The 22,687-nt window shown below is 71.8% G+C and carries 20 protein-coding genes; 6 read left to right on the top strand and 14 right to left on the bottom strand.

What is annotated here, in order from left to right; translation table 11 throughout:
- Positions 1 to 47 precede the first annotated feature (47 nt).
- Genes F4553_RS01640 through F4553_RS01650 form a run of 3 tightly spaced genes read right to left on the bottom strand, consistent with a single transcriptional unit; the run spans position 48 to position 4,373 of the window.
- Positions 48 to 1,205, bottom strand: coding sequence for an alanine racemase (locus tag F4553_RS01640; RefSeq protein ID WP_184831167.1), 1,158 nt, complete (start codon positions 1,203 to 1,205; stop codon positions 48 to 50).
- Positions 1,195 to 2,727: an IucA/IucC family C-terminal-domain containing protein gene (locus tag F4553_RS01645; protein WP_184831169.1), complete on the bottom strand. Its 1,533-nt coding sequence runs from the start codon at positions 2,725 to 2,727 to the stop codon at positions 1,195 to 1,197. Before F4553_RS01645 ends, F4553_RS01640 begins: the two co-directional genes overlap by 11 nt.
- Entirely contained in the window at positions 2,724 to 4,373 is a 1,650-nt protein-coding gene (locus tag F4553_RS01650; protein WP_312875057.1) for an IucA/IucC family protein, read from the bottom strand. The genes F4553_RS01645 and F4553_RS01650 overlap by 4 nt, the downstream gene beginning before the upstream one ends.
- Positions 4,374 to 4,635: 262 nt before the next feature.
- Here F4553_RS01650 and F4553_RS01655 point away from each other — a divergent pair, with 262 nt between their 5' ends.
- A complete protein-coding gene (locus F4553_RS01655) occupies positions 4,636 to 5,859 on the top strand; it encodes an MFS transporter (protein WP_184831171.1) in 1,224 nt (407 codons plus the stop codon).
- Between the two features lie 122 nt (positions 5,860 to 5,981).
- On the opposite strand, the gene F4553_RS01660 is transcribed toward F4553_RS01655, so the two are convergent.
- The 3 genes from F4553_RS01660 to F4553_RS01670 form a co-directional block, all read right to left on the bottom strand.
- A complete protein-coding gene (locus tag F4553_RS01660) occupies positions 5,982 to 6,722 on the bottom strand; it encodes a sulfite exporter TauE/SafE family protein (RefSeq protein ID WP_184833114.1) in 741 nt (246 codons plus the stop codon).
- A gap of 322 nt (positions 6,723 to 7,044) precedes the next feature.
- Entirely contained in the window at positions 7,045 to 8,235 is a 1,191-nt protein-coding gene (locus F4553_RS01665) for a sporulation protein (RefSeq protein ID WP_184831173.1), read from the bottom strand.
- 147 nt (positions 8,236 to 8,382) lie between these two features.
- Positions 8,383 to 8,739, bottom strand: a complete 357-nt coding sequence (locus F4553_RS01670; protein ID WP_184831175.1) for a DoxX family protein — start codon at positions 8,737 to 8,739, stop codon at positions 8,383 to 8,385.
- Between the two features lie 102 nt (positions 8,740 to 8,841).
- On the opposite strand from F4553_RS01670, the gene F4553_RS01675 reads away from it, so the two are divergent.
- A complete protein-coding gene (locus tag F4553_RS01675) occupies positions 8,842 to 9,483 on the top strand; it encodes a TetR/AcrR family transcriptional regulator (protein ID WP_184831177.1) in 642 nt (213 codons plus the stop codon).
- 28 nt (positions 9,484 to 9,511) lie between these two features.
- On the opposite strand, the gene F4553_RS01680 is transcribed toward F4553_RS01675, so the two are convergent.
- From F4553_RS01680 to F4553_RS01710, 7 genes are all read right to left on the bottom strand, one after another.
- Entirely contained in the window at positions 9,512 to 10,960 is a 1,449-nt protein-coding gene (locus F4553_RS01680) for an FAD-dependent monooxygenase (protein WP_184831179.1), read from the bottom strand.
- 147 nt (positions 10,961 to 11,107) lie between these two features.
- Positions 11,108 to 12,541: a rifampin monooxygenase gene (gene rox, locus F4553_RS01685; RefSeq protein ID WP_184831181.1), complete on the bottom strand. Its 1,434-nt coding sequence runs from the start codon at positions 12,539 to 12,541 to the stop codon at positions 11,108 to 11,110.
- 109 nt (positions 12,542 to 12,650) lie between these two features.
- On the bottom strand, positions 12,651 to 13,628 hold the full coding sequence (locus F4553_RS01690) for a tyrosine-type recombinase/integrase (protein ID WP_184831183.1): 978 nt from the start codon (positions 13,626 to 13,628) through the stop codon (positions 12,651 to 12,653).
- On the bottom strand, positions 13,625 to 14,155 hold the full coding sequence (locus F4553_RS01695) for a DUF6886 family protein (protein ID WP_184831185.1): 531 nt from the start codon (positions 14,153 to 14,155) through the stop codon (positions 13,625 to 13,627). Before F4553_RS01695 ends, F4553_RS01690 begins: the two co-directional genes overlap by 4 nt.
- A gap of 20 nt (positions 14,156 to 14,175) precedes the next feature.
- Entirely contained in the window at positions 14,176 to 14,967 is a 792-nt protein-coding gene (locus tag F4553_RS01700) for a methyltransferase domain-containing protein (RefSeq protein WP_184831187.1), read from the bottom strand.
- A 59-nt stretch (positions 14,968 to 15,026) separates the two neighbouring features.
- A complete protein-coding gene (locus tag F4553_RS01705) occupies positions 15,027 to 15,668 on the bottom strand; it encodes a thymidine kinase (RefSeq protein ID WP_312875058.1) in 642 nt (213 codons plus the stop codon).
- An 11-nt stretch (positions 15,669 to 15,679) separates the two neighbouring features.
- Entirely contained in the window at positions 15,680 to 17,044 is a 1,365-nt protein-coding gene (locus F4553_RS01710) for an MFS transporter (protein ID WP_184831189.1), read from the bottom strand.
- Positions 17,045 to 17,261: 217 nt separating this feature from the next.
- Between F4553_RS01710 and F4553_RS01715 the strand changes: the two genes are divergently transcribed.
- Positions 17,262 to 17,498 carry a hypothetical protein gene (locus F4553_RS01715; protein ID WP_184831191.1) on the top strand — a complete coding sequence of 79 codons (237 nt, stop codon included), beginning with the start codon at positions 17,262 to 17,264 and terminating at the stop codon, positions 17,496 to 17,498.
- A gap of 228 nt (positions 17,499 to 17,726) precedes the next feature.
- Here the strand turns inward: F4553_RS01715 and F4553_RS01720 are convergent, their stop codons facing one another.
- On the bottom strand, positions 17,727 to 18,506 hold the full coding sequence (locus F4553_RS01720; RefSeq protein ID WP_184831193.1) for a lysophospholipid acyltransferase family protein: 780 nt from the start codon (positions 18,504 to 18,506) through the stop codon (positions 17,727 to 17,729).
- Between the two features lie 181 nt (positions 18,507 to 18,687).
- On the opposite strand from F4553_RS01720, the gene F4553_RS01725 reads away from it, so the two are divergent.
- The 3 genes from F4553_RS01725 (at position 18,688) to F4553_RS01735 (ending at position 22,686) form a co-directional block, all read left to right on the top strand.
- Positions 18,688 to 20,097: a cytochrome ubiquinol oxidase subunit I gene (locus F4553_RS01725; protein ID WP_184831195.1), complete on the top strand. Its 1,410-nt coding sequence runs from the start codon at positions 18,688 to 18,690 to the stop codon at positions 20,095 to 20,097.
- Positions 20,098 to 20,106: 9 nt separating this feature from the next.
- On the top strand, positions 20,107 to 21,102 hold the full coding sequence (cydB, locus tag F4553_RS01730) for a cytochrome d ubiquinol oxidase subunit II (protein ID WP_184831197.1): 996 nt from the start codon (positions 20,107 to 20,109) through the stop codon (positions 21,100 to 21,102).
- Between the two features lie 162 nt (positions 21,103 to 21,264).
- Positions 21,265 to 22,686: an alpha/beta hydrolase gene (locus tag F4553_RS01735; protein WP_184831199.1), complete on the top strand. Its 1,422-nt coding sequence runs from the start codon at positions 21,265 to 21,267 to the stop codon at positions 22,684 to 22,686.
- Position 22,687: the final 1 nt, after the last annotated feature.

Raw genomic sequence — 22,687 nt, forward strand, 5'->3', positions numbered from 1 at the left:
ACGGGACGTAGACCATCTTGTGATGACCCATCGCTCTTGGTCGTGGATCAGTCACCGGCGGTGAGCGGAAGCACGATCAGCTCGGGGTGGGGGTGGCGCAGGTACTCGTGGTGCGAGATGTCCCAGCCGTACGCGCCGACGCGGGCGAAGACGAGCACGTCGCCGACGCGCAGCCGGTCCACGGCCTGGCCCCGGCAGAGCACGTCGCGGGGGGTGCAGAGCTCCCCGACCGCGTCGACCTCTCCGGTCACCTCGGGCCGGTCCCACGGGTAGGGCCACCGCTCGACGGGGAGCACCGTGAACGGGTGGTCGTAGCCCCAGGCGGCGGGCAGGCGCAGGTGGTGGGTGCCGCCCCGCACGACCGCGAACCAGCGGCCGTGGGTGTGTTTGAGGTCGAGGACCTCGGCGGCGTACCACCCGGCGTCGGCGGCGAGGTAGCGGCCGGGTTCGACCGCCAGCTCGATCCCCTGCGGCACCGGGTCCAGCGCGGCGGCGAGTGCGGTCAGGTCGAGGCGCTGCGGACCGGTGTAGGAGACCCCCAGACCGCCGCCGGCATTGACGTACTCCACGGGTATCCCCAGCGCCTGCCCGGCCGCCAGCGACCAGCTCACGGCTCCGTTGACATGGTCAGCGAACTCCGCCGCGTCGAGGCTGTTGCTCACCGCGTGCAGGTGGAAGCCGACGGGAGCGATCCCCAGCTCCCGCGCGGTCGCCACCACGTCCGCGAGCTGCGCCTCGTCGATGCCGAACGGCGTCGGCACCCCGGTCATCTGGTGGCTGCCGGTGACCGCGACCCCGGCCCGGTTGACCCGCAGCGCCACCCGGGCCGCCCGGCCGCCGACGTGGGCGAGGCGGCGCAGCTCTCCGACGGACTCGACGTGGACCGTCGCCCCGGCCGCGACGGCCGCCGCGAGCTCCGCGTCGGTCTTCGCCGGGCCGCCGAACGCGATCCGCCGCGCCCCGGCCGCGACCGCGACGGCGAGCTCGCCGCCGGAGGCGACCTCGATGCCGTCGGCGGCACCGGCGAGGGCCCGGACGACGTCGGGGTGTCCGTTGGCCTTCATGGCGTAGAGCAGCGTCGTGCCTGGCGGCAGTGCCGCACGGACCTCGGCGGCCCTGGCCACCAGGGCCGCCGTGTCGTAGACGTAGGCGCAGACGGGCTGCTGTGCGCCGCGCACGGCGGCCGCGATCCGGTCAGGCAGCATGCAGCGGGTTCCGCACCGGCACGTAGAGATCGCCCGTCCCGGCGAGCCGCATCCGGACCAGCGCCTTGTGCGGCACGGTCGGCGCGGTCAGGAACGCGTGGTCGCCCTTGGCGTGCTCGGAGTCGCCGAGGTCGTCGAAGACCTCGTCCACGATGAGCCGGACCCGGGTCCAGGCGGCGGCCTCGTCGAGCCCGGCCTCGGCCAGGCGCAGGATCACCTCGCCCAGATGCGCCTGGAACGCGGTGTAGGCCACCTTGGACAGCAGCACCTCGTCGTCGTCGGTCCCGACCACCGACCCCGGCCACAGCGCGAAGTCGTGCCCGCTCGCGGCGAGCCGCCCGGCGTGCAGGCGCAGCCCGGCGAGGTCGCGCAGGATCAGCCGGCTCGGCCGCCCCTCGACGAAGGTCATCACGCAGTTCTGCAGGTGCGCCTCCATGCCCACCCCGAACCGGGTCGACAGGCGCAGCACCGGCGGCAGCAGCAGCCGCGCGTACTCCTCGACGAAGTCCAGCGGCGCGAGCCCGGACCGGGCCGCGAGCAGCGCGATCAGCCGCTCGCCGGTGATCGGGCAGGCCGCGGCGAGGGCGCTGCCCGGCACCGGCAGCTCGCCGGGGCGCAGCTCGCCGATCGCCGACCGCACGATCACCGACAGGTCCCGCCCCGACCCCAGGGTCGACGCGCCGCCGGCCGGTTCGGCGAGCAGCAGCACCCGGTCGTCCTCGATCAGGTCCGGCAGCAGCCCTGACATGAGCGGCCCGTTGCGGGTCGACGCGATCGAGATCGTCCGCCGGGTCGAGGTGACCTGGATGTCGAGCGACAGCTTGAGATATTCGCCCAGCTCCGGCACCCACAGCGTGCGCAGGGCGGCGGTGGGGCTGCCCGCGAGCAGCCTGGGCAGCATCGGCAGCTCCTCGTAGCGGTCCACGACCAGCCCCAGCTGCCAGCCGTGCACGGGCACGGCGCGCATGCCGTCGGGTGCGGCCACGCCGAGGCGCTCACCCAGGTCGTCGCCGACATAATCCCCGACGGGTACGCCCACGAAGCCGATCGTCGTCGCCGGGGACTCCAGGTCGTGGGCCATCGCGTCGTGCATGGTCCAGCCGAGCCGGGTCCGCCCGCACGGGTGCAGGTTGTGGCCCTCGGTGCCGAGCTTCTCGAGGCGGACGACACAGTCGTCGGATCGCAACCCCGCGACCAGCGCGAAGATGTCCGCGGCGCCGGACTTGCGGGCTGCCCGGTCGTCGATGGCGCGCCGGGCGTAGGCGAGGGAGAGCTTCTCCACCGCGTCGGTGAGCTCGGCGGGCAGCGTGCCGCTCTCCAGCTCCGGCGGGAGCAGGTCGACCGGGTCGTCGACGCCGGCGTCGGCGACCTCGACCCGGTCGAACGCGTGCTCGACACCGCCGAACCGGCGCACGCCCTCCCGGTGCAGGGCACCGGCGAGCCGGGCGGCGACGGTGCTGCTCGCCTGGGTGTGGAACTGGGGTGCGGCCTCCACCGCGGCGTTGCCGGCGGGTGTCCTCATGCGGGCGCCTCCAGCGGGTTGGGCACGTCGGTCCAGATGTCGGTCAGGGGATCGGCGGCGAGGCGCATCGCCGTGGTCGCCTTCATCCGCCACGGCGCCTCGAGCAGCGCGGCGCGGTCCAGCGGGTCAGGCGCTTCGTCGACGCGCACGGCGACCATACGCCACAGGGAGTCGGGATCGGTGTCATATTCCCTGGCCAGAGTGGCGGCGAGTTCACTGAGGACGGTCGCGAACGCGCTCGCCACGACCTTGGCCCGCAGCGCGTCCTCGTCGGTGGTGAGCAGGTCGCCGCGCAGCTTCGGCGCCTCCAGGCCGATGCGCCGCAGCCGCCCGGCGTGCACGCGCAGCCCGCCGAAGTCGCGGTAGCCGAGGCCGGACGGGCGGCCGTAGGCCAGGCGCAGCAGCAGGTTCTGCCCGTGCGCCTCCAGCCCGACGCCGCGGCCGAGCAGCATCAGCAGCGGCGGGACGACCACGTTGACCAGGTCGCGCCAGAATGCGACGGGGTGCCCGCCGTAGCCCATGGTCACCGCCTCGACGAGCACCGGGCGGCCGTCGGTGTTGCGGGCGGTCAGCGCGGCGGGCGGCAGCCACACCTCGCCGGGGCCGGGCAGCGGCACCCGGCGCAGCGCGACCGCGAGCGACCCCAGCGGGGTGCCGTCGTGGACCACGCAGCCGGCGGCGGGTTCGGGGCAGACCGCCAGGCCCTGGTCGGCGCCGAGCTGGCCGAGCAGCGCGCCGACGCGGGGTCCGTTGTGCACGGCGGCGGGGGAGACCTGCCGGACCGCGCTGGTCATCTGCACCCCGATCGATGTCTTGTAGTGCCGCGATGGGTCGCTGAGGCTCGCCAGGGTGCGCAGCGACATCAGCGGTGCGACGGCGATCCGGTCGCCGGTGAGCTTCAGGTGGCCGAACTCCGCGAGCAGGTGCTCGGCCTGCCACGGGTGCACCGGCAGCCGGGGTGCGAGCCCGGCGCCGCTGGAGAGCCAGCGGTCGGCGGGGACCTCGTAGACCGGCAGGGTCATCGCCGGGTGGTGCTCCGGGCCGTAGGCGAGGACATCTGCCGTGGACATGCCGCTGCGGGTGCGGCAGCCCGGGTGCAGCGGGTGCCCGTCGACGACCGCCTGCTCCAGTGCGGCGAGCGCGCCGGGGCGCCCGGCCCACTCGGCGAGCAGCCCGGGGGTGCCGTCGGGGTGGAAGGGCTGGTCGGCGCGGCCGAGGGCGAGGTTGGCGACGCTGTTGGCGAGCTCCTTGGCGAACCGGTCGATCCGCTCGGCGGGCACCGGCACCGGCAGCGCCAGCGCCCGCAGCAGCACCGCCGGGTCGGTGTGGCGGGTCTCGCCGCCGCCGGGCCGCGACAGGGTGAGGTGCAGGTCGTCCGGGGGGATCGCGAAGGCCGCGGCGGCGGAGGCGGCACCGATGAGCCGCGCGCCGTCGGTGAAGGTGATCAGGGAGTCCGAGCCGACCGCGCGCCGCTCGGCGATGCCGGGTATGGGCTCCCGGTTGATCGCGCCCCACAGTCGGGCCAGGATCGCGGCCCTGGCGCCGGGCAGCCGGGCGTCGTAGCGGTTGATCAGGTCGGGTTGGTGGACGCGCAGCGCTTCGCGGGTCTGGCCGGGGTCGGGCATGGCGTCTGGGGTTCCCGTCACGATCACATTGTGCCTGCCGGGTATGACGGGCTCGCGAAGTGTGTCCCTTCGATTCACAACCTAGCGTCCTAGGACACCCTAGGCGGTGTGACGTGATGTCAGAGCCAGACCTTAGAAGGAAGTCGTGCCGCCCGCACGCGGGCGGCACGACGCTTTCACCGGAAAAGCGGGTCCCTGTTTTTGATCTTGATTTATCGGGTCCGGATTCCACCGGGGGAGAGCGTCTTGACCTCAAGCCCCCTTGAACCGGCATGATCACGCGGTGCTCCGCGACACCTACCTCGGCGTTCTGCGCCAACCCGGCTTCCGGCGGCTCCTGGCCGGCCTCGGTATCTCCTACCTCGGCGACGGCATGAGCGCCGTCGTCATCGCCTGGCTGGCCCTCACCCTCGCCGCACCGGGCCAGGAGGGTGCGGTCACGGCCGCCGCGCTCGCCGCCTACTCGCTGCCCGCGGTGATCGGCGCCCTCACCCTCAGCCGGTGGCTCGGCGGGCTCCCGTCGCGGCGCCTGGTGATCGGCAACGCCCTGCTCAGGGCAACCATGCTGGGTACGGCGGCCGCGCTGCACCTCGCCGGTGAGCTGCGACCGTGGAGCTACGTCGTCCTGCTCGCCCTGTCGTCGCTGCTCGCCGCCTGGGGACAGGCCGGGATCTACTCCCTCGTCGGTGCGCTCATCCCCGCCGAGGGACGCCTCGCCGCCAACTCGCTGGTCAACACGGCCCTCAACACCGCCATCGTGCTCGGCCCGCCCGCCGCCGGACTGCTCGTCGCCGCCGTGAACCCCGGTGTCGCGCTCGCCCTGGACGCCGTGAGCTTCCTGGCGCTGGCCCTGGCGGTGCGTGGCATCACCGTCACCGCCGTCGAGCCGAGCACCGAGGACGGCCGCCGATCCGGCCTGCGGCTGCTGGTCCGGCGGCCCGAACTGCTCGCCCTGGCCCTCGTCACCGCCGGGTTCTGGTTCCTCTACGGCCCGGTGGAGGTGGCGCTGCCGATCCACATCGACGCGGGCGGTGGTTCGGCGCGGCTGCTGGGGGCGTACTGGGCCGCCTTCGGCATCGGCGCGATCGTGGGCGGGCTGCTCGGCGGTCTCCTGCGTACGCAGCGGACGTGGCCCTTCGTGATCGCCGTCGTCATCGCGTGGGGCGGGATCCTGCTGCCCTTCGGGTTCGGCGCGCCGACCGGGCTGACGGTCGCGATGTTCGCCGTCGGCGGGCTCGTCTACGGGCCGTTCCCGGCGTTCATCACCACGGCGTTCCAGAACGCGACGCCGCCGGGGGAGCTGTCGACGGTGCTCGCGGCGAAGGGCGCGCTGACCGGTCCGGCGACTCCGCTGGGGATGATCGCGGGCGGCGTCATGGTGACCGCGTGGGGTGGTTCGTGGACGCTGTTCGCCTCCGGCGCCGCGACGATCGCCCTGGCCCTGGCGGTCGCGGCCTGGCGGATGCTGCCGCTGCGTCGCCCGGCCCCGGAGACCCAGCCCGCCTGAGCGGCCGAGCCCCACCGCGGCCGTCTGGCCGGGCCGACCCCAAGCAAGATCGCCGCAACTCTTCAAGAGTTGGCCCTACAAACCCGTTAGGGCCAACTTTTGAAGAGTTGCGGCGATCTTGGTCAGGAGTGCCACTGGTCCCAGGAGAGGCGGGCGACGAGCGCGAGCACGACGACGAGCAGGACGATGCGGACGAAGCCGGCGCCGCGTTTGAGGGCCATCCGGGCGCCGAACTGGGCGCCGACGATGTTGCAGCAGGCGAGGATGGCGCCGAGGGTCCAGTTGACGTGGCCGAGCAGGCCGAAGACGACGAGCGCGCCGAAGTTCGTACCGACGTTGATGAGCTTCGCCATCGCCGAGCCGCGCAGGAAGTCGGCGCCGATGATGGCGGTGAAGCCGAGGACGAGGAAGGTGCCGGTGCCGGGGCCGATGGCGCCGTCGTAGAAGGCGATGACGCCGCCGCCGAGCGCGATCATGACCGCCATCCGGGTGGTGGTGCGTTTGGCGGGGTCGCCGGTGAGTCCCATGCTGGGGCGGAAGGTGAGGAAGAGGGCGACGGCGGCGAGGACGCCGAGGATGACGGGCCGGTAGGCGGAGGGTGGTACGGATCCGGCGACGAGGGCTCCGGCGCCGGCGAAGACGACGGCGAGGCCTGCGGCGGGTCCGGCGACGGGCCAGTCGATGGGGGTACGCCGGGCGTAGGTGATCGCGGCCGAGGTGGTGCCGGCGATGGCGGTCAGCTTGTTGGTGCCGAGGATGGTGGGCAGGGGTAGCCCGGAGCTGAGCAGCATGGTGGGCAGGAGCAGGAGTCCGCCGCCGCCGACGACGGCGTCGACCCAGCCTGCTCCGGTGGCGGCGACCATGAGGATGGCCAGGCCGGTGCCGTCGATGAACTCCACGAAGGGTCAGCGGCTGCCCGGACCGTTGCCCCGGCTGTTGCGCTGTCTCGCGAAGTAGGCGCCGGCGGCGCCGACGGCGATGAAGAAGAGCGCGAAGCAGACGAGGGTCTTGAACATGACGGCCAGCGTAGCTCCCGTCGCCGTCTGCTCTCCGAGCCTCCTCCCTGAATTTTAATGCTGGACACGCCGGGGATCCTGCAATAAAAGTCAGGATCGATTCGCGTGGAATCGATCCTGACTTTTATTGCTATTGGTGCGGCGTGTCCAGCATTAAAATTCAGGGAGGTTAGAAGTCGCCGCCGAAATCCCCGCCGCCGAAGTCGCCGCCGCCGAAGTCGCCGCCGCCGAAGTCGCCGCCGCCGAAATCTCCCGCGCCGAAGTCTTCGGCTCCGCTGGCGTAGTCGCCGCCGCCGTAGTCGCCGCCGCCGTAGTCGCCGCCGCTGTCGGCGCCGCCCATCTCGGTGTATCCGCCGTCTCCGCCGTCGGCGAAGTTGCTGGCGTCGGCGCCGTCGGGGGAGAAGGCGTCGCCGATCATGTCGCCGATGACCATGCCGCCGAGGAAGCCGAGTGCTGCGCCGCCGACGCCGGCTGCTACTGCTCCGCCGACTCCCATGCCGGGTTTGCGGTGGTAGGCGTAGGGCTGCTGGTGGCCGCCGTAGCCGGGGCGCCCGTACTGCTGCTGGCCGTAGCCTTGCTGGCCGCCCATGAATCCGCCCTGGTTGGGGGCGGGTTGGGGCTTGCTGAAGGCTTGCCGGAGCCAGGAGTCGACGATCTCGACCCAGTCGGTGCGCTCGGCGTCGGCGTGGGCGACGCTGTGGCGGTCGCCGCTGGTGCGGCCGGTCTCGACGGTGACGTGGAGGGCCTGGCCGTCGGCGGCGAAGGTGAAGCTGATCTGGGGGATCTGCGGGGTGGGGCGGCCTTCGAAGGGCGGGAGGAACACGACGCGCTGCACGTAGGGGACGGGTACGCCGACGTGGCCGCCGGGGCGCAGGTCGGTGCGGATGTAGCGGCAGCCGATGGTGCCGAGCGCGTCGAGGATCTGCTGCTGGGCGCGCATGGGTTCGACGACGACGGGGTCGAGGTCGGTCTTGTCGGAGGATTTCGCGACGGAGAGTTCGGTACGCAGGCCCATGGTCATGCCGGGCAGCAGGTTGCCGTAGACGGCGTTGAAGGGTGTCGTCGGGGGCAGTTCGATGCTGAACGGGATGGCGTGGGTGCTGTCGGAGGCGAGGGGGAACCGGCCGGCGACGGGTACGCGCAGGAGTTCGACGCCGCCGCCGGAGTGGAAGCCGCCGGCGACGTTGGCCTGCACGGAGAGGATCAGGGTGACGTATTCGATCTCGACGTCGCGGCCGCCGCCGCGGACGTGGACGTTTCCGGTGAGCCTGCCCGCGGGCTGGGTGGACGGCGAGGTGAGGACGGTGTCGACGGTGGGTCCGCCGATGCCGAGACTTCCCAGCAGCTTCTTGAAGACCATGTGGTCATGATGACCGAAGTGGTCAAGATCGCCCACTCACGGCGCCGTGTTGACAGCCAAGACTCAGGAAATTCACATGATCGGCGCAACTCTTGAAGAGTTGCGCCGATCATGTCGAGCGGGGTCGGTGCGAGGGCCGGTGGGGGTTCAGAAGCGGCCGATGGCGACGAAGAGGGACAGGGCGAGCAGGACGATGTTGACGACGATGCCCTGGTATTCCTTCTTGCGGGCGTGGTAGGCGGCGGCGAGGACCATGGTGAGGGCGAGGCCGCTGGCGGCGAGCGGGGTGAGGATGGGGGCGATGTCGAGGGCCCAGGGGAGGATGAGGCCGATGCCGCCGAGGAGTTCGGCGATGCCGACGAATTTGACGGTGGCGGCGGAGAAGTCGTTGACCCAGGGGAGTTTGGGGGCGAGCTTCTCTTTGGGGGAGGTGGCTTTCATGGCGCCGGCGGCGATGAAGGCGACGGCGAGCAGGATCTGGACGATCCAGAGGGCGATGTTCACGGGGTTGCCTCTCGGGGTAAGTGAAGGGTTGGCTCCGGTTCGGGGGTACGGTAGCACCAACTGGAGGGGTCCCTCCAGTTATTCCGGCGTTAGGCTGAACCCATGACCCCCAGTGCCGACGACGCGGTGACCCTGCGCGCCGACGCGGAGCGCAATCGCGCCAAGCTGCTGTGCGCGGCGCGGTCGGTCTTCGCCGAGCAGGGCCTGGAGGCGCCGCTGGAGGAGATCGCGCGCCGGGCGGGGGTGGGTATCGCCACGCTCTACCGCCGGTTCCCGACGAGGGAGTCGCTGGTGGTGGCGACGTCGATCGAGCGGATGGCGGGCTACGCGGAGGCGGCCCGGGAGGCGTTGGCGCTGCCGTCGGCGTGGGAGGGTTTCGCGTCCTACCTGCGGCGGTGGTGTGAGCTGCAGGTGGCTGATCGGGGTCTGGCGGATGTGATGACGCTGCGGTTCCCGGAGGACCGGGAGTTCGAGGCGCGGCGGACCGAGGCGCAGGCGGGGTTCTGGGCGCTGATCGAGCGGGCGCAGGCGGAGGGGACGCTGCGGGCGGATTTCGTACCCGAGGACTTCATCATGATCATGATGGCGAACACGGGGATCATCCACTCCGGTGGCGATGCGGCACCGCAGCTGTCGGCGCGGCTGCTGGGCTACCTGCTGCAGAGCTTCCGGGCGGGTGCGGCGAGCGGTCCGCTGCCGCCGCCGGTGCGCCCGGACGAGATGAACGCCGCGATGTGCCGCTGAGCCGGCGTCCCGGTTCAGCGGCGGGGGCTCAGCGGGCCGGCCGGCCGAACCAGCGGGCGAGGTGGCCGTCGAGGTCGGGCTGGTCGTCGCCGATCCAGGCGACGTGGCCGTCGGGGCGCAGCAGCACGCACGGGGCGTCCAGTGCCGCGGCCGGGTCGGTGAGCTGGTCGACGCGGTCCGACCAGCCGCCGACCGCCAGGTGTCCGGTGCGGTCCAGCAGCAGGCCGCGGCCGCGGTGCAGCAGGCCGTAGAGGCGGCCCGGTGCCGCGTCGAGGTCGGGCAGGCGGCGGCCGAGCAGGTCGGGACCCGGGCCGAGGTCGTATCGGACGTCGATAGCGGTGATCTTCTCGATGAGGTGGCGGTTCACGTCGTCGAAGCCCATCAGCTCGGTGAGGAGCCTGCGTACGGCCTGCGGTCCGGGTTCGGTGGAGAGCAGGAGCTGCTGGGCGCGGGTGTTGTCGAGCACGGCGGCGGCGACGGGGTGCCGTTCGGCGTGGTAGGTGTCGAGGAGCCCGTCGGGTGCCCAGCCGTCGACCTGGGCGGCGAGTTTCCAGCCGAGGTTGACCGCGTCCTGGATGCCGAGGTTGAGGCCCTGTCCGCCGATGGGCGGGTGGATGTGCGCGGCGTCGCCGGCGAGCAGGACCCGCCCGACCCGGTACCGGTCGGCCTGGCGGGTGCCGTCGCCGAAGCGGGACAGCCAGCGCGGGGAGTGGACACCGAAGTCGGTGCCGGCGACGGCGCGCAGCTGCCGCTGGAAGTCCTCGAGGGTCGGCGGGTGCGCCCGGTCGCTGACCCCGGCGGCGGGGACGACGACGCTGTAGACCCCGGTGCCTGCGGGCCGGAGCCAGAACGGCCGGCGGGTGCGGCTGATCTCGGCGACCGCGGCGGCGATCTCGTCGGGCGGTGCGGTCGCCGCCATCTCGCCCATCAGGGTCTCGGTCCGTGCGGGTTCGCCGGGGAAGGCGACGCCGAGGAGTTTGCGTACGGTGCTGCGGGCGCCGTCGCAGCCGACGAGGTAGCGCGTGCGCAGCCGGTGCCCGTCGGCCAGTTCGACGGTCACGCCGTCGTCGTCCTGCTCGAGTCCGGTGACCGCGTGACCGCGCCGGACCTGCGCGCCCTGGTCGACCGCGTGGGTTTCGAGCAGGTGCTCGACGACCGGTTGCGGGATGCCGAGCAGGTAGGCGTATGGGGAGTCCAGGTCCTCGGGGGCGGGTGCGGGGATGGCGGCGAAGATGCCGCCGACCGGGCGGCGCCGTCCGTGTGCGGCGAGGCGGTCCAGGAGGCCGCGCATCGCCATCAGTTCGAGGCTGCGGATGTGCAGGCTGACGATGCGGACGGACGACGCGGGTTCGGTCTCCTTCTCCACGACGAGGACCGTGACGCCGTGGAGGCGGAGTTCGGCGGCGAGCATGGCGCCGGTGGGTCCGCATCCGGCGATGACCACGTCGAAGGCGGGGGTGGGCTGTGGCGAGTGCATGGGTGTCGCCTTTCGGGAGTGCCTGGTGGGCGGCGCTCCCGGCGACGGCTACGTCAGTCGCCCGCCCGTGACGGCAGGGGGAGCACCCAGGTCGGTGCAGCGTTCATGGGTCTCACCTCCTCGGGCGGTGTCACGGTCGCCTGCACGTTACTCCTGGCGCGGTGCGCCGAACCAGCGGGGCAGGGCGGCGAGGAGTTCCCGCTGGTCGTCGCCGACCCAGGCGATGTGGCCGTCGGGGCGCAGCAGGGCGGCGGGGACGTCGAGCTCCTCGCTGACGTCGACGACGTGGTCGACCCGGTCCGCCCAGCCGTCGGCGGAGAGCCGGCCGGTCTGGTCGAGCAGCAGCCCGCGGCCGGTGCGCGTGAGCTCGTAGAGGCGCGCGTGCTTGAGCTGCACGTCGCGCAGCCGCCGGCCGAGCAGCGGGTGGGCGTCGCCGAGGTCGTAGCGGATCCCGATGGCGATGATCTTCTCGGTGAGGTGGCGGTTGACCTCGTCGAAGTCCATCAGCTCCGCGACGAGGCGCCGGGCGGCCTGCGGGCCGGGGGCGGTCGACATCAGCTCCATCTGGGCGCGGGTGTTGTCGAGCACGTCGGCGGCGACGGGGTGCCGTTCGGTCTGGTAGGTGTCGAGCAGCCCTGCGGGCGCCCAGCCGTTGATGTCGGCGGCGAGTTTCCAGCCGAGGTTGAACGCGTCCTGGATGCCGAGGTTGAGGCCCTGCCCGCCCAGCGGCGGGTGGGTGTGCGCGGCGTCGCCGGCGAGCAGGACCCGCCCGACCCGGTAGCGTTCGGCCTGGCGGGTGCCGTCGCCGAAGCGGGACAGCCAGCGCGGGGAGTGCACGCCGAAGTCGGTGCCGGCGGTCGCCCGCAGCTGCTGCTGGAACTCCTCGAACGACGGCGGGACGGCGCGGTCCTCGGCGACCCCGGCGGCGGGGACGACGATGCGGTAGAGGCCGTCGTCGCCGACGGGTCCGGCGCCGAACCGCAGCTGGGTCTTGCGGACCTCGGTCATGACGGCGGTCACCTCGTCCTGGGGCGCGGTCAGCTCCATCTCGCCGAGCAGCGTGTCGACCCGCGACGGTTCGCCGGGGAAGGCGACGCCGAGGAGTTTGCGGACGGTGCTGCGGCCGCCGTCGCAGCCGACGAGCCAGCGGGTACGCAGGGTGGTGCCGTCGGCGAGCTCGACGGTGACGGCGTCGTCGTCCTGGCGGAGCCCGACGAGTTCGGTGCCGCGCCGCAGTTCGGCGCCGAGTTCGAGCGCGTGTTCGGTGAGCAGGCGGTCGGTGACGGGCTGCATGATGCCCAGGACGTACGGGTGGGCGGTGTCGAGGCGTTGCGGTGCCGGTTTGCGGATCCCGGCGAAGAACCCGCCGATCGGGTAGCGGGTGCCGAGGGCGAGGAACCGGTCGAGCAGGCCCCGCTGGTCCATGATCTCGATGCTGCGCGCGTGCAGGCCCAGGGACCGGACGACCGGGGTCGGTGCGGTGTCGCGTTCCAGGACGAGGACCTGCACGCCGTGCAGCCGCAGTTCGGCGGCGAGCATGACGCCGGTCGGCCCGCCACCGGCGATGACCACATCAATCATGAGAATTCCCCCAAAAGCCCTGGTACTGGCGACGTCTGGAGATTCTGCCCCACGACCGGGGTCTTGCGGCAAGACCGGGGGTCCGGTATACGTTGAAGTGGGAGGAAGATCAGCGGACGCGGGCGGCCCAGACGGTGTAGGCGGGGTCGCGGTCCAGGTTGTGGCGGTCCCGGTCGTAGCGGCGCGTGGTCCGCGGGTCCGCGTGGCCCATCGCGTCCTGCACATCCTCCAGGGGTACGCCCTCCGCGCGCGCCGTCGTGGCGAACGCGTGCCGCAGCGAGTGCGGCGACAGGTGCTCCCAGGACGAGATGCCGGCGTTCTTGGCGTACCGCCGCAGCAGCCGGAACACCGCGTGGCGGTCCAGGCGCGACCCGGTCTCCGTCGCGAACAGCGGCCCGGGTTTGGACCCGCGCAGGGCGAGCCACGCGTCGACCGCCTCGGCGCAGCCGGGGGTCAGGACGCGGCGGCGGAGCTTGGCGCCCTTGGCGGTGAACCGGACGGTGCGGTGGCCGCGTTCGACGCCGAGGTCGTCGAGGTCGAGGTTGACGACCTCGCTGACGCGCAGCCCCAGGTCGGCCAGGAGCACCATGAGGGCGTGGTTGCGGGCGCCGACGGCGCCGCGGGCCGACGCGGTCTCGGCGAGCAGGGCGCGGACCTCGGCGGGGGTGAGGCCGACGGTGCCGGAGTGGTCGCGGTTGACCGACGGCCGGTCGGCGGCGGCGACCGGGTTGTTCTGAAGGGCGCCGAGCTTGGCGAGGAAGTCGAAGAAGCTGTGCAGCGCCGACAGTTTGCGGGCGACGGTGGCCTGGCTGAGGATCCGCCCGGTGCGCGGGTCGGCGGTCGCCTCCAGGTCGCGGGCGTAGGCGTTGACGTGCAGGAAGTTCACGTGCAGCGGGTCCAGTCCGGCGGCTGCGGCCCAGGCGAGGAACCCGGCGACGTCGCGGCGGTAGGCGGCGCGGGTGTGGTCGGAGAACCGCCGGTTGGCCAGCCACGCCTCGGTGAACTCCATCGTCGCCGCGGGCACGGCCAGGGCCGCCGGGCCCGGCTGGGCGGGGATGAGCGCGGCGGTGCGCGCGGGCTCGGTCATGGGCGCGGGGCGGCGTTGGCGAGGCGGATGCCGCTGAACCCGACGGTACTGGCGGTGACCCGGTCCCAGAACGGCCACACGTTGTCGAGCAGGCGCAGCTCGATCCCGGCGGCACGGTGCAGTTCGAGCAGGTCCCCGACGGGCTCCGGCGGGCCGAGGGGGCGCACGGGTACGCGGGCGGCGTGGGCGTGCGGGACGGGGTCGCCGATCGGGGCGAACGGGGCCGCGGGCAGGCGGTAGGCGTAGAGGCGCACCGACTGCAGCCGCGGCAGCCAGGTGTACTCGACGGCGTGGACGCGATCGGCCGCGCCGAGGATCCGGTCGGCGTCGGCGGCGGTCGTCTGCGGCTCCCGCCAGGCCATGGCGCGGGGGCACCGGCGGGGGAACCAGTAGTCGGGGCTGCGCGGTGCGTCGACGGCCCAGACCAGCGCGTCGGGCTGCCGGGCGGTGGCGGCGACGTGCGGGGTGAAGACGGTGATCGTCGGGTCCTCCGAGAAGTGGAGCACCTCACCCGGACCTGGTCTCATCAGGACACTGTAACCGCGGGTCACAGGTCCGGTTTGACCGCCACGACGTGGAACAGGCGGGCGGTGAGCTTGTAGGGCAGCCGGTCGGCCAGCGCCAGCTCCAGGCTCTCCAGCTCGGCGTAGAAACTCGCGTCGTATTTGCGGTCGTCGTCGGCCATGTAGTCGCACACCGACCGGATGCCGTAGTGGCCGAGCACCGACGCACCGAGGTCGCGCAGCTGGTCGATGGTCTCCTCGGCCGTGCGCGGGGTGAGTTTCGCACCGAAGGTCTTCGTCGTGCGTACCCCCGTGAGGACGGCCTCGAGCGCCGCGGCCGGGTCCTGGTCGCGGACCGCGATGCGCAGCACGTCGGAGTGGGCGTTGACGGCGATCACGGAGAGCAGCCCGCCGGGGCGCAGCGCCGTCAGGCACGTGTCGAGGGTCGCGGCGACGTTCTCGACGTAGGGCAGCAGGTTGTGGCACAGGACCAGGTCGAAGTCGCCGGCCTCGACGTGGTCGCCGAGCTTGGCGATGTCGGCCTCGATGATCGTGACCCGGTCCGCGACACCGGCCTTGAGGGCCAGGTCGCGGGCGCCGCGCAGCATCTGCCCCGAGTAGTCGACCAGGGTGACCCGGTGCCCGGCGGTGGCGAGCCGGACCGCTTCGACACCGTTGCCGCCGGCGGCGTCGAGGACCCGCATCGGCTGGTCGTCGAGGTGGCGGCGCAGGTTGGCGTCGGCGAGGGTGTAGCGCAGCCGGCCCCACGGCGCGTCCTGCCACTGGCGGAACGAGGCCACCGCGTCGTCGAAGGTACCGCTCGTCACGTATGCCATACGGTGACGCTAATCGCCGAAGATCAGGCGAACAACCCCGCCACGCGTCGATCCGGAGATCAGCCGAGTTCGCCGGTGCGGTGGTGGCGGCGGCACAGCACCTGGTAGCGGACCTCGGCGGGGTCGTGGTGCGGGGAGTCGGTGTCGCCGATGACGACCTGGGCGCCCTCGCGGGCCACGGCGCCGTCGACGACGCGGGCGTTGAGCTGGCCGGTGCGGCCGCACCAGCACAGCACCTCGACCTGCAGCCGGTGGACCTCGTCGGCGAGCTCGAACAGGCGCCGCGCGGCCGGGAACAGGTAGGACCTGAAGTCGGTGGCGAGGCCGAAGGCGTAGACGTCGACGTGGTGGGTGTCGACGAGGTCGGCGAGCTGCTCGACCTGGTCCTCGGTGTAGAAGCAGGCCTCGTCGCAGATCAGGTAGTCGACGGTGCCGCCCTGGTCACGGCGGTCCGTGACCAGGGCGGTGAGGTCCAGGTCGTCGGTGACCTCGATCGCGTCGTGGGTGAGGCCGATGCGGGTGGTGACCTTCGGCCCCATCGAGCGGTCGTTGCGGGTCAGGACGATGCCCTTGCGGCCCTGGCGGGCGTGGTTGTGGTCCATCTGCAGCGCCAGGGTCGACTTGCCGCAGTCCATCGGGCCCCAGAAGAACTTGAGCGTGGCAGGGGGGCAGGTCCGGGGTTCGCGGTAAGCATCAGGCACGACGGGGGAGCCTACAACACCTCCGGCGGGGTGTTACCGGCGGCGACGATCGCCTTGCGCATCGGCACCGCGAGCAGCGCCACGAACCCGATGACGAAGAACGCGATGAGGGAGATGATCGCGACCCGGTAGTCCTCGGTGAGCTGGTAGGTCAGGCCGAACAGCAGCGGGCCGAGCCAGCTGGTGCCCTTGTCGGAGATCTCGTAGAGGCCGAAGTACTCGCCCTCCTTGCCGGCGGGGATGAGCTGGGAGAACAGGGACCGGCTCAGGGCCTGGCTGCCGCCCAGGACGATGCCGAGCAGCATGCCGAGCAGCAGGAACGGCAGGGCCTGGTTCTTGGGGAGGAAGAACGCGATGACCAGGACCACGGTCCACATGGCGAGGCTGAACAGGACCGTCTTCCAGGCGCCGATGCGCTTGGCGAGCGCGCCCAGGGCCATGGCGCCGCCGAACGCGGTGAACTGGACGATGAGGATCGTCTGCAGCTGCACCTCCTGCGGCAGGCCCAGGTACTTGTCGGCGTAGACCGACGCCATGGTGATGACGGTCTGGATGCCGTCGTTGTAGATGAGGAACGCGATCAGGAAGAACAGGGTCAGCGGGTACGCCTTGAGGCTGCGGATGGTGTGGCCGAGCTGCCGGAACCCGTCGACGAGGGCCGAGCCGCGGCGTTCGCCGCCGGTCGCGGGGCGGTTTTTCAGGCGCAGCAGCGGCAGGGTGGTGAACGCCGCCCACCAGACACCGGCCGACACGATGCTCCACCGGGCGATGAGGCCCTTGTCGACGTCGGGCAGCGCGATGATCGCGACGAGGTTCAGCAGCAGGAGCAGCCCGCCGCCGATGTAGCCCAGGGCCCAGCCGATGCTGGAGACCTTGTCGCGCTCGTCGGGGCCGGCGAGCTGCGGCAGGAACGAGTTGTAGACGACGATGCTGGCGCCGAAGGCGATGTTGGCGATGAGGAACAGGACCGCGCCGACGAGGTACCGGTCGCCGGTGAGGAACAGCATGGCGATGGTGGCGCCGGAGCCGATGTAGGCGAGCAGCGCGAGGAGCTGCTTCTTGTGGGAGGAGCGGTCGGCGATGGCGCCGACGACGGGCAGCACGACCACCTGCAGCAGCACCGACAGCGACACCATGTAGGCGAACAGGGAGCCGGGTGCCACGGGGATGCCGAGGGGGTGCAGGACCTGCCCGTCGCAGGTGTCGCCGCAGCCGGCGGCGTTCTCGGCGATCGCGGTCAGGTAGGGGCCGAGGAAGACGGAGATGACCGTCGTGGAGAACGCGGAGTTCGCGAAATCGTAGAAGTACCACCCCACTCTTTCGCGGCGGGTGCTGGGCTGCGCGGCGGGTGCGCCATCGTCCACGGTGACGGTCATGGCGCAGATGATGCCAGGACCGGTCGGCTTATGGGGGTCAGGCGTTCCGGCGGGTCGATCGACCGGTTCGGCCGTGGTCTCTGGTCAATTCGGACTTGGTCGGTAACAATGTCTAAACCTCGTCGTCACCGATGGAAACCATCGACGTTCGGCACTGCCTCGGGTGTTGGCGGTCATGGTCGTTATCGATGAAGTCGTATCACCGAGAGGTGTCTCCATGACCGACGGCGCCGCCCCGCACGACCCGGACGACTGCTTCGCCGAGATGGCCGCCGACCAGTGCGCGCTGCTGGACCGCCTCGCCGACGGGCAGACGATCGCGGCTGCCGCCGCGGGGGAGTTCCTGTCGCTGCGCACCGCCAACCGGCGCGTCGCCGACCTGCGCGAACGGCGCGGCGTCGGCACGACCCGGGAATTAGTAGCGGCCTATGTCCGGTGGCGCATGCGCAGATAGCGGAGTGTGCGCTCCGACGCGGCCTGGCTGTGTCCCGCCGGTCGCGCGCGGCACCGTGCCCGCAGATCGCCGCAACTGTTCAAGAGAGTTGGTGCCGTCCGCGCTCCCGATCGCACCGACTCTTGAAGAGTCGGTGCTATCGGCGCTCCAGTTAGGACCAACTCTTGAACAGTCGCGGCGATCTCGGGGACCGTGCCGCGGATCGGGATCGGGACTGGCGCCGGCGGGTCAGCGGAACGTGCGGGTGGTGTCGGCCGGGCGGGTCGGGTCGGTGTGGCGGGGGGCGCCGGGCTCGTCGGCGCGCAGCGGCACCAGGTTGTCGCGGATCGCGGCGATGATCCGGTCGGTGGCGCGCATCGCGTCGCCGGGACGGCCCAGGACCAGCCCCGACAGGTCCACCGGGGCGCCGAAGTGGATCCGGATCGTGCGGCGGTGCCGCATGCTCGCCCACACCGCCGGCCACATGCCCGTCGGCGCAGCGTAGGGCAGCACCTCGTGCGACCCCCACTGCGCGACCGGGATCACCGGCACGTCGGCGGCGAGCGCCAGCCGGGCCAGGCCCGTCTTGCCGCGCTCGGGCCACAGGTGCGGGTCCAGGGTGATGCGGCCCTCCGGGTAGGCGAACACGACCGACCCGGCGGCGAGCGCGGCGAGGGCGTCGTCGACCGCGGCGCCGGCGGCGGGCTCCGACGGGTCGACGCGGGTGCGGTTGACGCGCAGGTGCCCGGCCGCGCGCATCAGCGGCCCGATCACCGGCGCCCGGAACAGGCCGCCGGTGGCCATGATCCTGGGGTGTACGCCGAGCAGGCCCGTCGCCGCCCCGATCGGGATCGGGTCGAAGGGTCCGATGTGGTTCCCGGCGAGGATGAGCGGCCCGTCGCGCAGCTCCGCCGGGACGTCGCCGGTCACCTCGAGGCGGGCCACGAGGGCCACGGCGCCGCGCGCCACCCACTGCGCGAAACGCCAGACGAGCGGGCTGCGCCAGCGCTGGATGCTCGGGGAGCTCATGGCGACCGATCGTGCCACACCGGGGCCGGTGTCCGCTTCCGCCGGGACGCCGAGGCTGCCCCCGGGTTCTTCCCGTGACGGGCGCCACTTACGGCATAGATCACATTTCCCCCACGAAGGGGACGACCGGACCGTATGGTGACGCTGAGATCAACCCGCGTGTGGGGGGAGTCAGCAGCTCATGGACGCACTCGACTGGGCACGGTGGCAGTTCGGCATCACCACCGTCTACCACTTTCTCTTCGTGCCCCTGACGATCGGCCTGTCGTTCCTGGTCGCGGGCATGCAGACCGCGTGGGTGCGGACCAGGGACGACCGCTGGCTGCGGCTGACGAAGCTCTTCGGGAAACTGTTCCTGATCAACATCGCGATGGGCGTCGTCACCGGCATCGTGCAGGAGTTCCAGTTCGGCATGAACTGGTCGGCCTACAGCCGGTTCGTCGGCGACATCTTCGGCGCGCCGCTGGCGATCGAGGCGCTGCTCGCGTTCTTCCTCGAGTCGACCTTCATCGGGCTGTGGATCTTCGGGTGGGAGAAGCTGCCCCGCAAGGCGCACCTCGCCTGCATCTGGCTGGTCGCGATCGGCACGGCGCTGTCGGCGTACTTCATCCTCGCCGCGAACTCCTTCATGCAGAACCCGGTCGGGTTCCGGTTCAACCCCGAGACCAAGCGGGCCGAGCTGACCGACTTCGGTGCGGTGCTGACCAACAAGGTCGCCCTGATCACCTTCCCGCACACCCTGGCCGGTGCGTTCCTCGCCGCCGGGGCCCTGGTCGCCGCCGTCGGGCTGTGGCACCTGATCCGGCGGCCCGGGGTCGACGTGCGCGACTACCGCAGCGCCGTCAAGGTCGGCGCCTGGACCACGCTGATCGCGACCGCCGCCATCCTGCTCACCGGCGACATCCAGGGCAAGATCATGACCGAGGTGCAGCCGATGAAGATGGCCGCCGCCGAAGCCCTCTACGAGACCGCGCAGCCCGCCCCGTTCTCCATCCTCACCATCGGCACCCTCGACGGCACCGAGCCCGTCTGGCAGATCGAGATCCCCGGGCTGCTGTCGTTCCTCGCCACCGGCGACTTCAACGGCAAGGTCGAGGGCATCAACGACCTGCAGGCGCAGTACGAGGCGAAGTACGGGCCCGGCAACTACAAACCGATCATCCCGGTCACCTACTGGACCTTCCGCGCCATGATCGGGTTCGGACTGCTCGCCGCCGCCATCGCGCTGCTGGCACTGTGGACGCTGCGCCGCGGCCGCGTACCCACCTCGACATGGCTGCTGCGCGCGGCGCTGCTGCTGCCCCTGACCCCGCTCGCCGCGAACGCCTTCGGGTGGATCTTCACCGAGATGGGCCGGCAGCCGTGGATCGTGTTCAGCCAGATGCGCACCGCCGACGGCGTCTCGCCGACCGTCGGCGCCGGCAGCGTCATCACGTCGCTGTCGGTCTACACCGCGCTCTACGGCATCCTCGCCGTCGTCGAGGTCGGGCTGCTGCTCAAGTACGCCAAAGCCGGCCTTCCCGACGTCGTGGCCCCGCCGGAGAAACCACCGCTGGACGACGAAGACCGCCCCCTGGCCTTCGCGTATTAAGGACCGAACATGGAACTGACCACCGTCTGGTTCATCCTCATCGCGATCCTCTGGACCGGGTACTTCGTCCTGGAGGGCTTCGACTTCGGCGTCGGCATGCTCCTGCCGGTCCTGGGCCGCACCGAACGCGAGCGCCGCGTCCTGATCAACACCATCGGACCCGTCTGGGACGGCAACGAGGTCTGGGTCCTGACCGCGGGCGGCGCCACGTTCGCCGCGTTCCCCGAGTGGTACGCCACCCTGTTCAGCGGGTTCTACCTGCCGCTGCTGCTGATCCTGGTGTCGCTGATCATCCGCGGGGTGGCGTTCGAGTACCGCGGCAAGCGCGACGACGACCGCTGGCGCGGACGGTGGGACCTGTGCATCATCGCCGGATCGGCGGTCCCGGCGTTCCTGTGGGGCGTCGCGTTCGGCAACATCTTCCGCGGCGTGAAGCTCGGCCCCGGCCACGAGTACATCGGCACCTTCTGGGACCTGCTCAACCCGTACGCCGTCCTCGGCGGCGTCACCACGCTGCTGCTCTTCGGACTGCACGGGGCGATCTTCGTGTCGCTGAAGACCGCCGGGGAGATCCGGGACAAGGCCCGCGGGTTCGCCAACGGGCTGGGGATCGCAGTGGCGGTCGTCGCCGTGGCGTTCCTGTCGTTCACCTTCGCCATCCGCAGCCGTCCGGCGTCGGTGGTGCTGGGGGTGCTCGCGGCCGCGGCACTGGTGGGGGCCCTGCTGATGGTGCGGCGCAAGCGCGAGGGGTGGGCGTTCGCGGGGACCGCGGCGTGCATCGGGCTCACCGTGGCGAGCCTGTTCACGGCACTGTTCCCCTACGTGATGCCCTCGACCGGGCTGGACGTCTTCAGCCTCACGGTCACCAACGCGTCGTCCACGCCGTACACGCTGAAGATCATGACCTGGGTCGCGGTGGTGTTCACGCCGATCGTGCTCATGTACCAGGGCTGGACCTACTGGGTCTTCCGCAAGCGCATCGGCGTCCACCACATCCCGGAGTGAGGCAGCGCGTCGCGGTCGCGACGGGTCACGTTTTGCAGCAAAGCGTGGCCTCGGCGCGCGACATGGCCACGCTTTGCTGCAAAACGTGACCGCTGCGCGAAACGCGGCCACAGGGGAGTTCTCCCCGTGGCCTTCCGCGCCCGAGGTGTCTAGATTGTCGACATGAGCGGCTATCTCGGCGCCGACCCCGACCGGCTCGACGCGCTCGGCCAGTCGCTGCTGGCCCAGGCGGGCAGCATCGACGAACTGCGGGCGGGCCTGGGCGGGCAGCTCTACGGCACCGACTGGACGGGGGCCGACGCGGAGGAGACCCGCGCGGACTGGGAGACCTCGCACGCACCCGCCCTCGGCGCCGCCGTCGACCTGCTGCGCGCCATGAGCCAGGCACTGCTCCACCACGCCGTGCAGCAGCGCGGTGCGAGCGCCGCCGACGGCGCGTCCTCGGGCGGCGTACCGGCGCAGCGGATCCCGGTGTCGCAGATCCCGCACACCGGCGCGGACCCGGCCGCGGTCCGGGACTGGTGGGCCGGGCTCACCCAGCGGCAGCGCGAAGACCTCATGCACCACCAGCCGCAGCGCATCGGCGCGCTCGACGGCATCCCCGCCGCCGACCGCGACACGGCCAACCGGGTCCTGCTGGAGCAGCTGCTGCGCAAGGACCCGCACAACCCCGGCCTCGACGCCCTGCACGACCGGCTCGCCGGGAAACACGACCCCCGCGCCTACCTGCTCGGGCTCGCCGCCAACGGCGACGGGCGGGCCATCGTCGCGATCAACAACCCCGACGAGTCGGCGAACGTCATCACCTACGTCCCCGGCACCGGCGCCGACCTGTCCAAGATCGACGGCGACCTCGTGCGCGCCGACCGGATGGCCGCCGACGCCAACCAGCTCGACCCGACCCGGCAGACCAGCGCCGTCCTGTGGCTCGGCTACGACGCCCCCGACAGCATCGTCCCCGACGCGATGAACCCCGGATACGCCGAGAACGCCGCCGGCGGGCTGTCGCGGTTCCAGGACGGGCTGCGGATCACCCACGAGGGCGAGCCCTCGCACAACTCGATCATCGGGCACTCGTACGGGTCGACGACCGTCGGCATCGCCGGACGCGACCAGGGCCTCGCCGTCGACGACATGATCTTCGTCGGCAGCCCCGGCGTCGGCGTCGACAACGCGGGCGACCTCGGCATCAGCAGCGACCACGTCTGGTCCACCACCGCCGCCAACGACCCCATCCAGTACGCCGTCGTGCCCCACCCGCTCGCCCCGATCCCCAGCGTCATCGTCAACGAGGCCCGCGGCGAACTGATCCACGGCCTCAACCCCAGCCGCGACGAGTTCGGCGCCCACGTCTTCACCTCCGACCCGGGCACACCGCTGATCACGACCAAGCACGTCTCGGTGCAGGTGCCGCTGCTGCCGGTCCCGCCCAACCCGGTGTGGAGCGGCCCGACGGTCGAGGTCGGAACCGACGTGCCCGTCGGGGTGGACCCGCACGCGCACAGCGAATACTGGGACTCCCGCAACGAGTCACGCAGCAACATCGCCCGGATCGCGACGGGGAACTATGACGAGGTCCGGTAGG

Source organism: Allocatelliglobosispora scoriae, from assembly GCF_014204945.1.
GTDB lineage: Bacteria > Actinomycetota > Actinomycetes > Mycobacteriales > Micromonosporaceae > Allocatelliglobosispora > Allocatelliglobosispora scoriae.

What these genes read in the sequence shown, in the direction of transcription:
- rox (WP_184831181.1), bottom strand. Translation starts at nt 12,541, where the DNA reads ATGATTGATGTGGTCATCGCCGGTGGCGGGCCGACCGGCGTCATGCTC.
- F4553_RS01710 (WP_184831189.1), bottom strand. Translation starts at nt 17,044, where the DNA reads ATGACCGTCACCGTGGACGATGGCGCACCCGCCGCGCAGCCCAGCACC.
- F4553_RS01645 (WP_184831169.1), bottom strand. Translation starts at nt 2,727, where the DNA reads ATGAGGACACCCGCCGGCAACGCCGCGGTGGAGGCCGCACCCCAGTTC.
- F4553_RS01665 (WP_184831173.1), bottom strand. Translation starts at nt 8,235, where the DNA reads ATGGTCTTCAAGAAGCTGCTGGGAAGTCTCGGCATCGGCGGACCCACC.
- F4553_RS01725 (WP_184831195.1), top strand. Translation starts at nt 18,688, where the DNA reads ATGGACGCACTCGACTGGGCACGGTGGCAGTTCGGCATCACCACCGTC.
- F4553_RS01700 (WP_184831187.1), bottom strand. Translation starts at nt 14,967, where the DNA reads ATGGCATACGTGACGAGCGGTACCTTCGACGACGCGGTGGCCTCGTTC.
- F4553_RS01715 (WP_184831191.1), top strand. Translation starts at nt 17,262, where the DNA reads ATGACCGACGGCGCCGCCCCGCACGACCCGGACGACTGCTTCGCCGAG.
- F4553_RS01690 (WP_184831183.1), bottom strand. Translation starts at nt 13,628, where the DNA reads ATGACCGAGCCCGCGCGCACCGCCGCGCTCATCCCCGCCCAGCCGGGC.
- F4553_RS01660 (WP_184833114.1), bottom strand. Translation starts at nt 6,722, where the DNA reads ATGGTCGCCGCCACCGGAGCAGGCTGGGTCGACGCCGTCGTCGGCGGC.
- F4553_RS01675 (WP_184831177.1), top strand. Translation starts at nt 8,842, where the DNA reads ATGACCCCCAGTGCCGACGACGCGGTGACCCTGCGCGCCGACGCGGAG.
- cydB (WP_184831197.1), top strand. Translation starts at nt 20,107, where the DNA reads ATGGAACTGACCACCGTCTGGTTCATCCTCATCGCGATCCTCTGGACC.
- F4553_RS01735 (WP_184831199.1), top strand. Translation starts at nt 21,265, where the DNA reads ATGAGCGGCTATCTCGGCGCCGACCCCGACCGGCTCGACGCGCTCGGC.
- F4553_RS01720 (WP_184831193.1), bottom strand. Translation starts at nt 18,506, where the DNA reads ATGAGCTCCCCGAGCATCCAGCGCTGGCGCAGCCCGCTCGTCTGGCGT.
- F4553_RS01640 (WP_184831167.1), bottom strand. Translation starts at nt 1,205, where the DNA reads ATGCTGCCTGACCGGATCGCGGCCGCCGTGCGCGGCGCACAGCAGCCC.
- F4553_RS01695 (WP_184831185.1), bottom strand. Translation starts at nt 14,155, where the DNA reads ATGAGACCAGGTCCGGGTGAGGTGCTCCACTTCTCGGAGGACCCGACG.
- F4553_RS01680 (WP_184831179.1), bottom strand. Translation starts at nt 10,960, where the DNA reads ATGCACTCGCCACAGCCCACCCCCGCCTTCGACGTGGTCATCGCCGGA.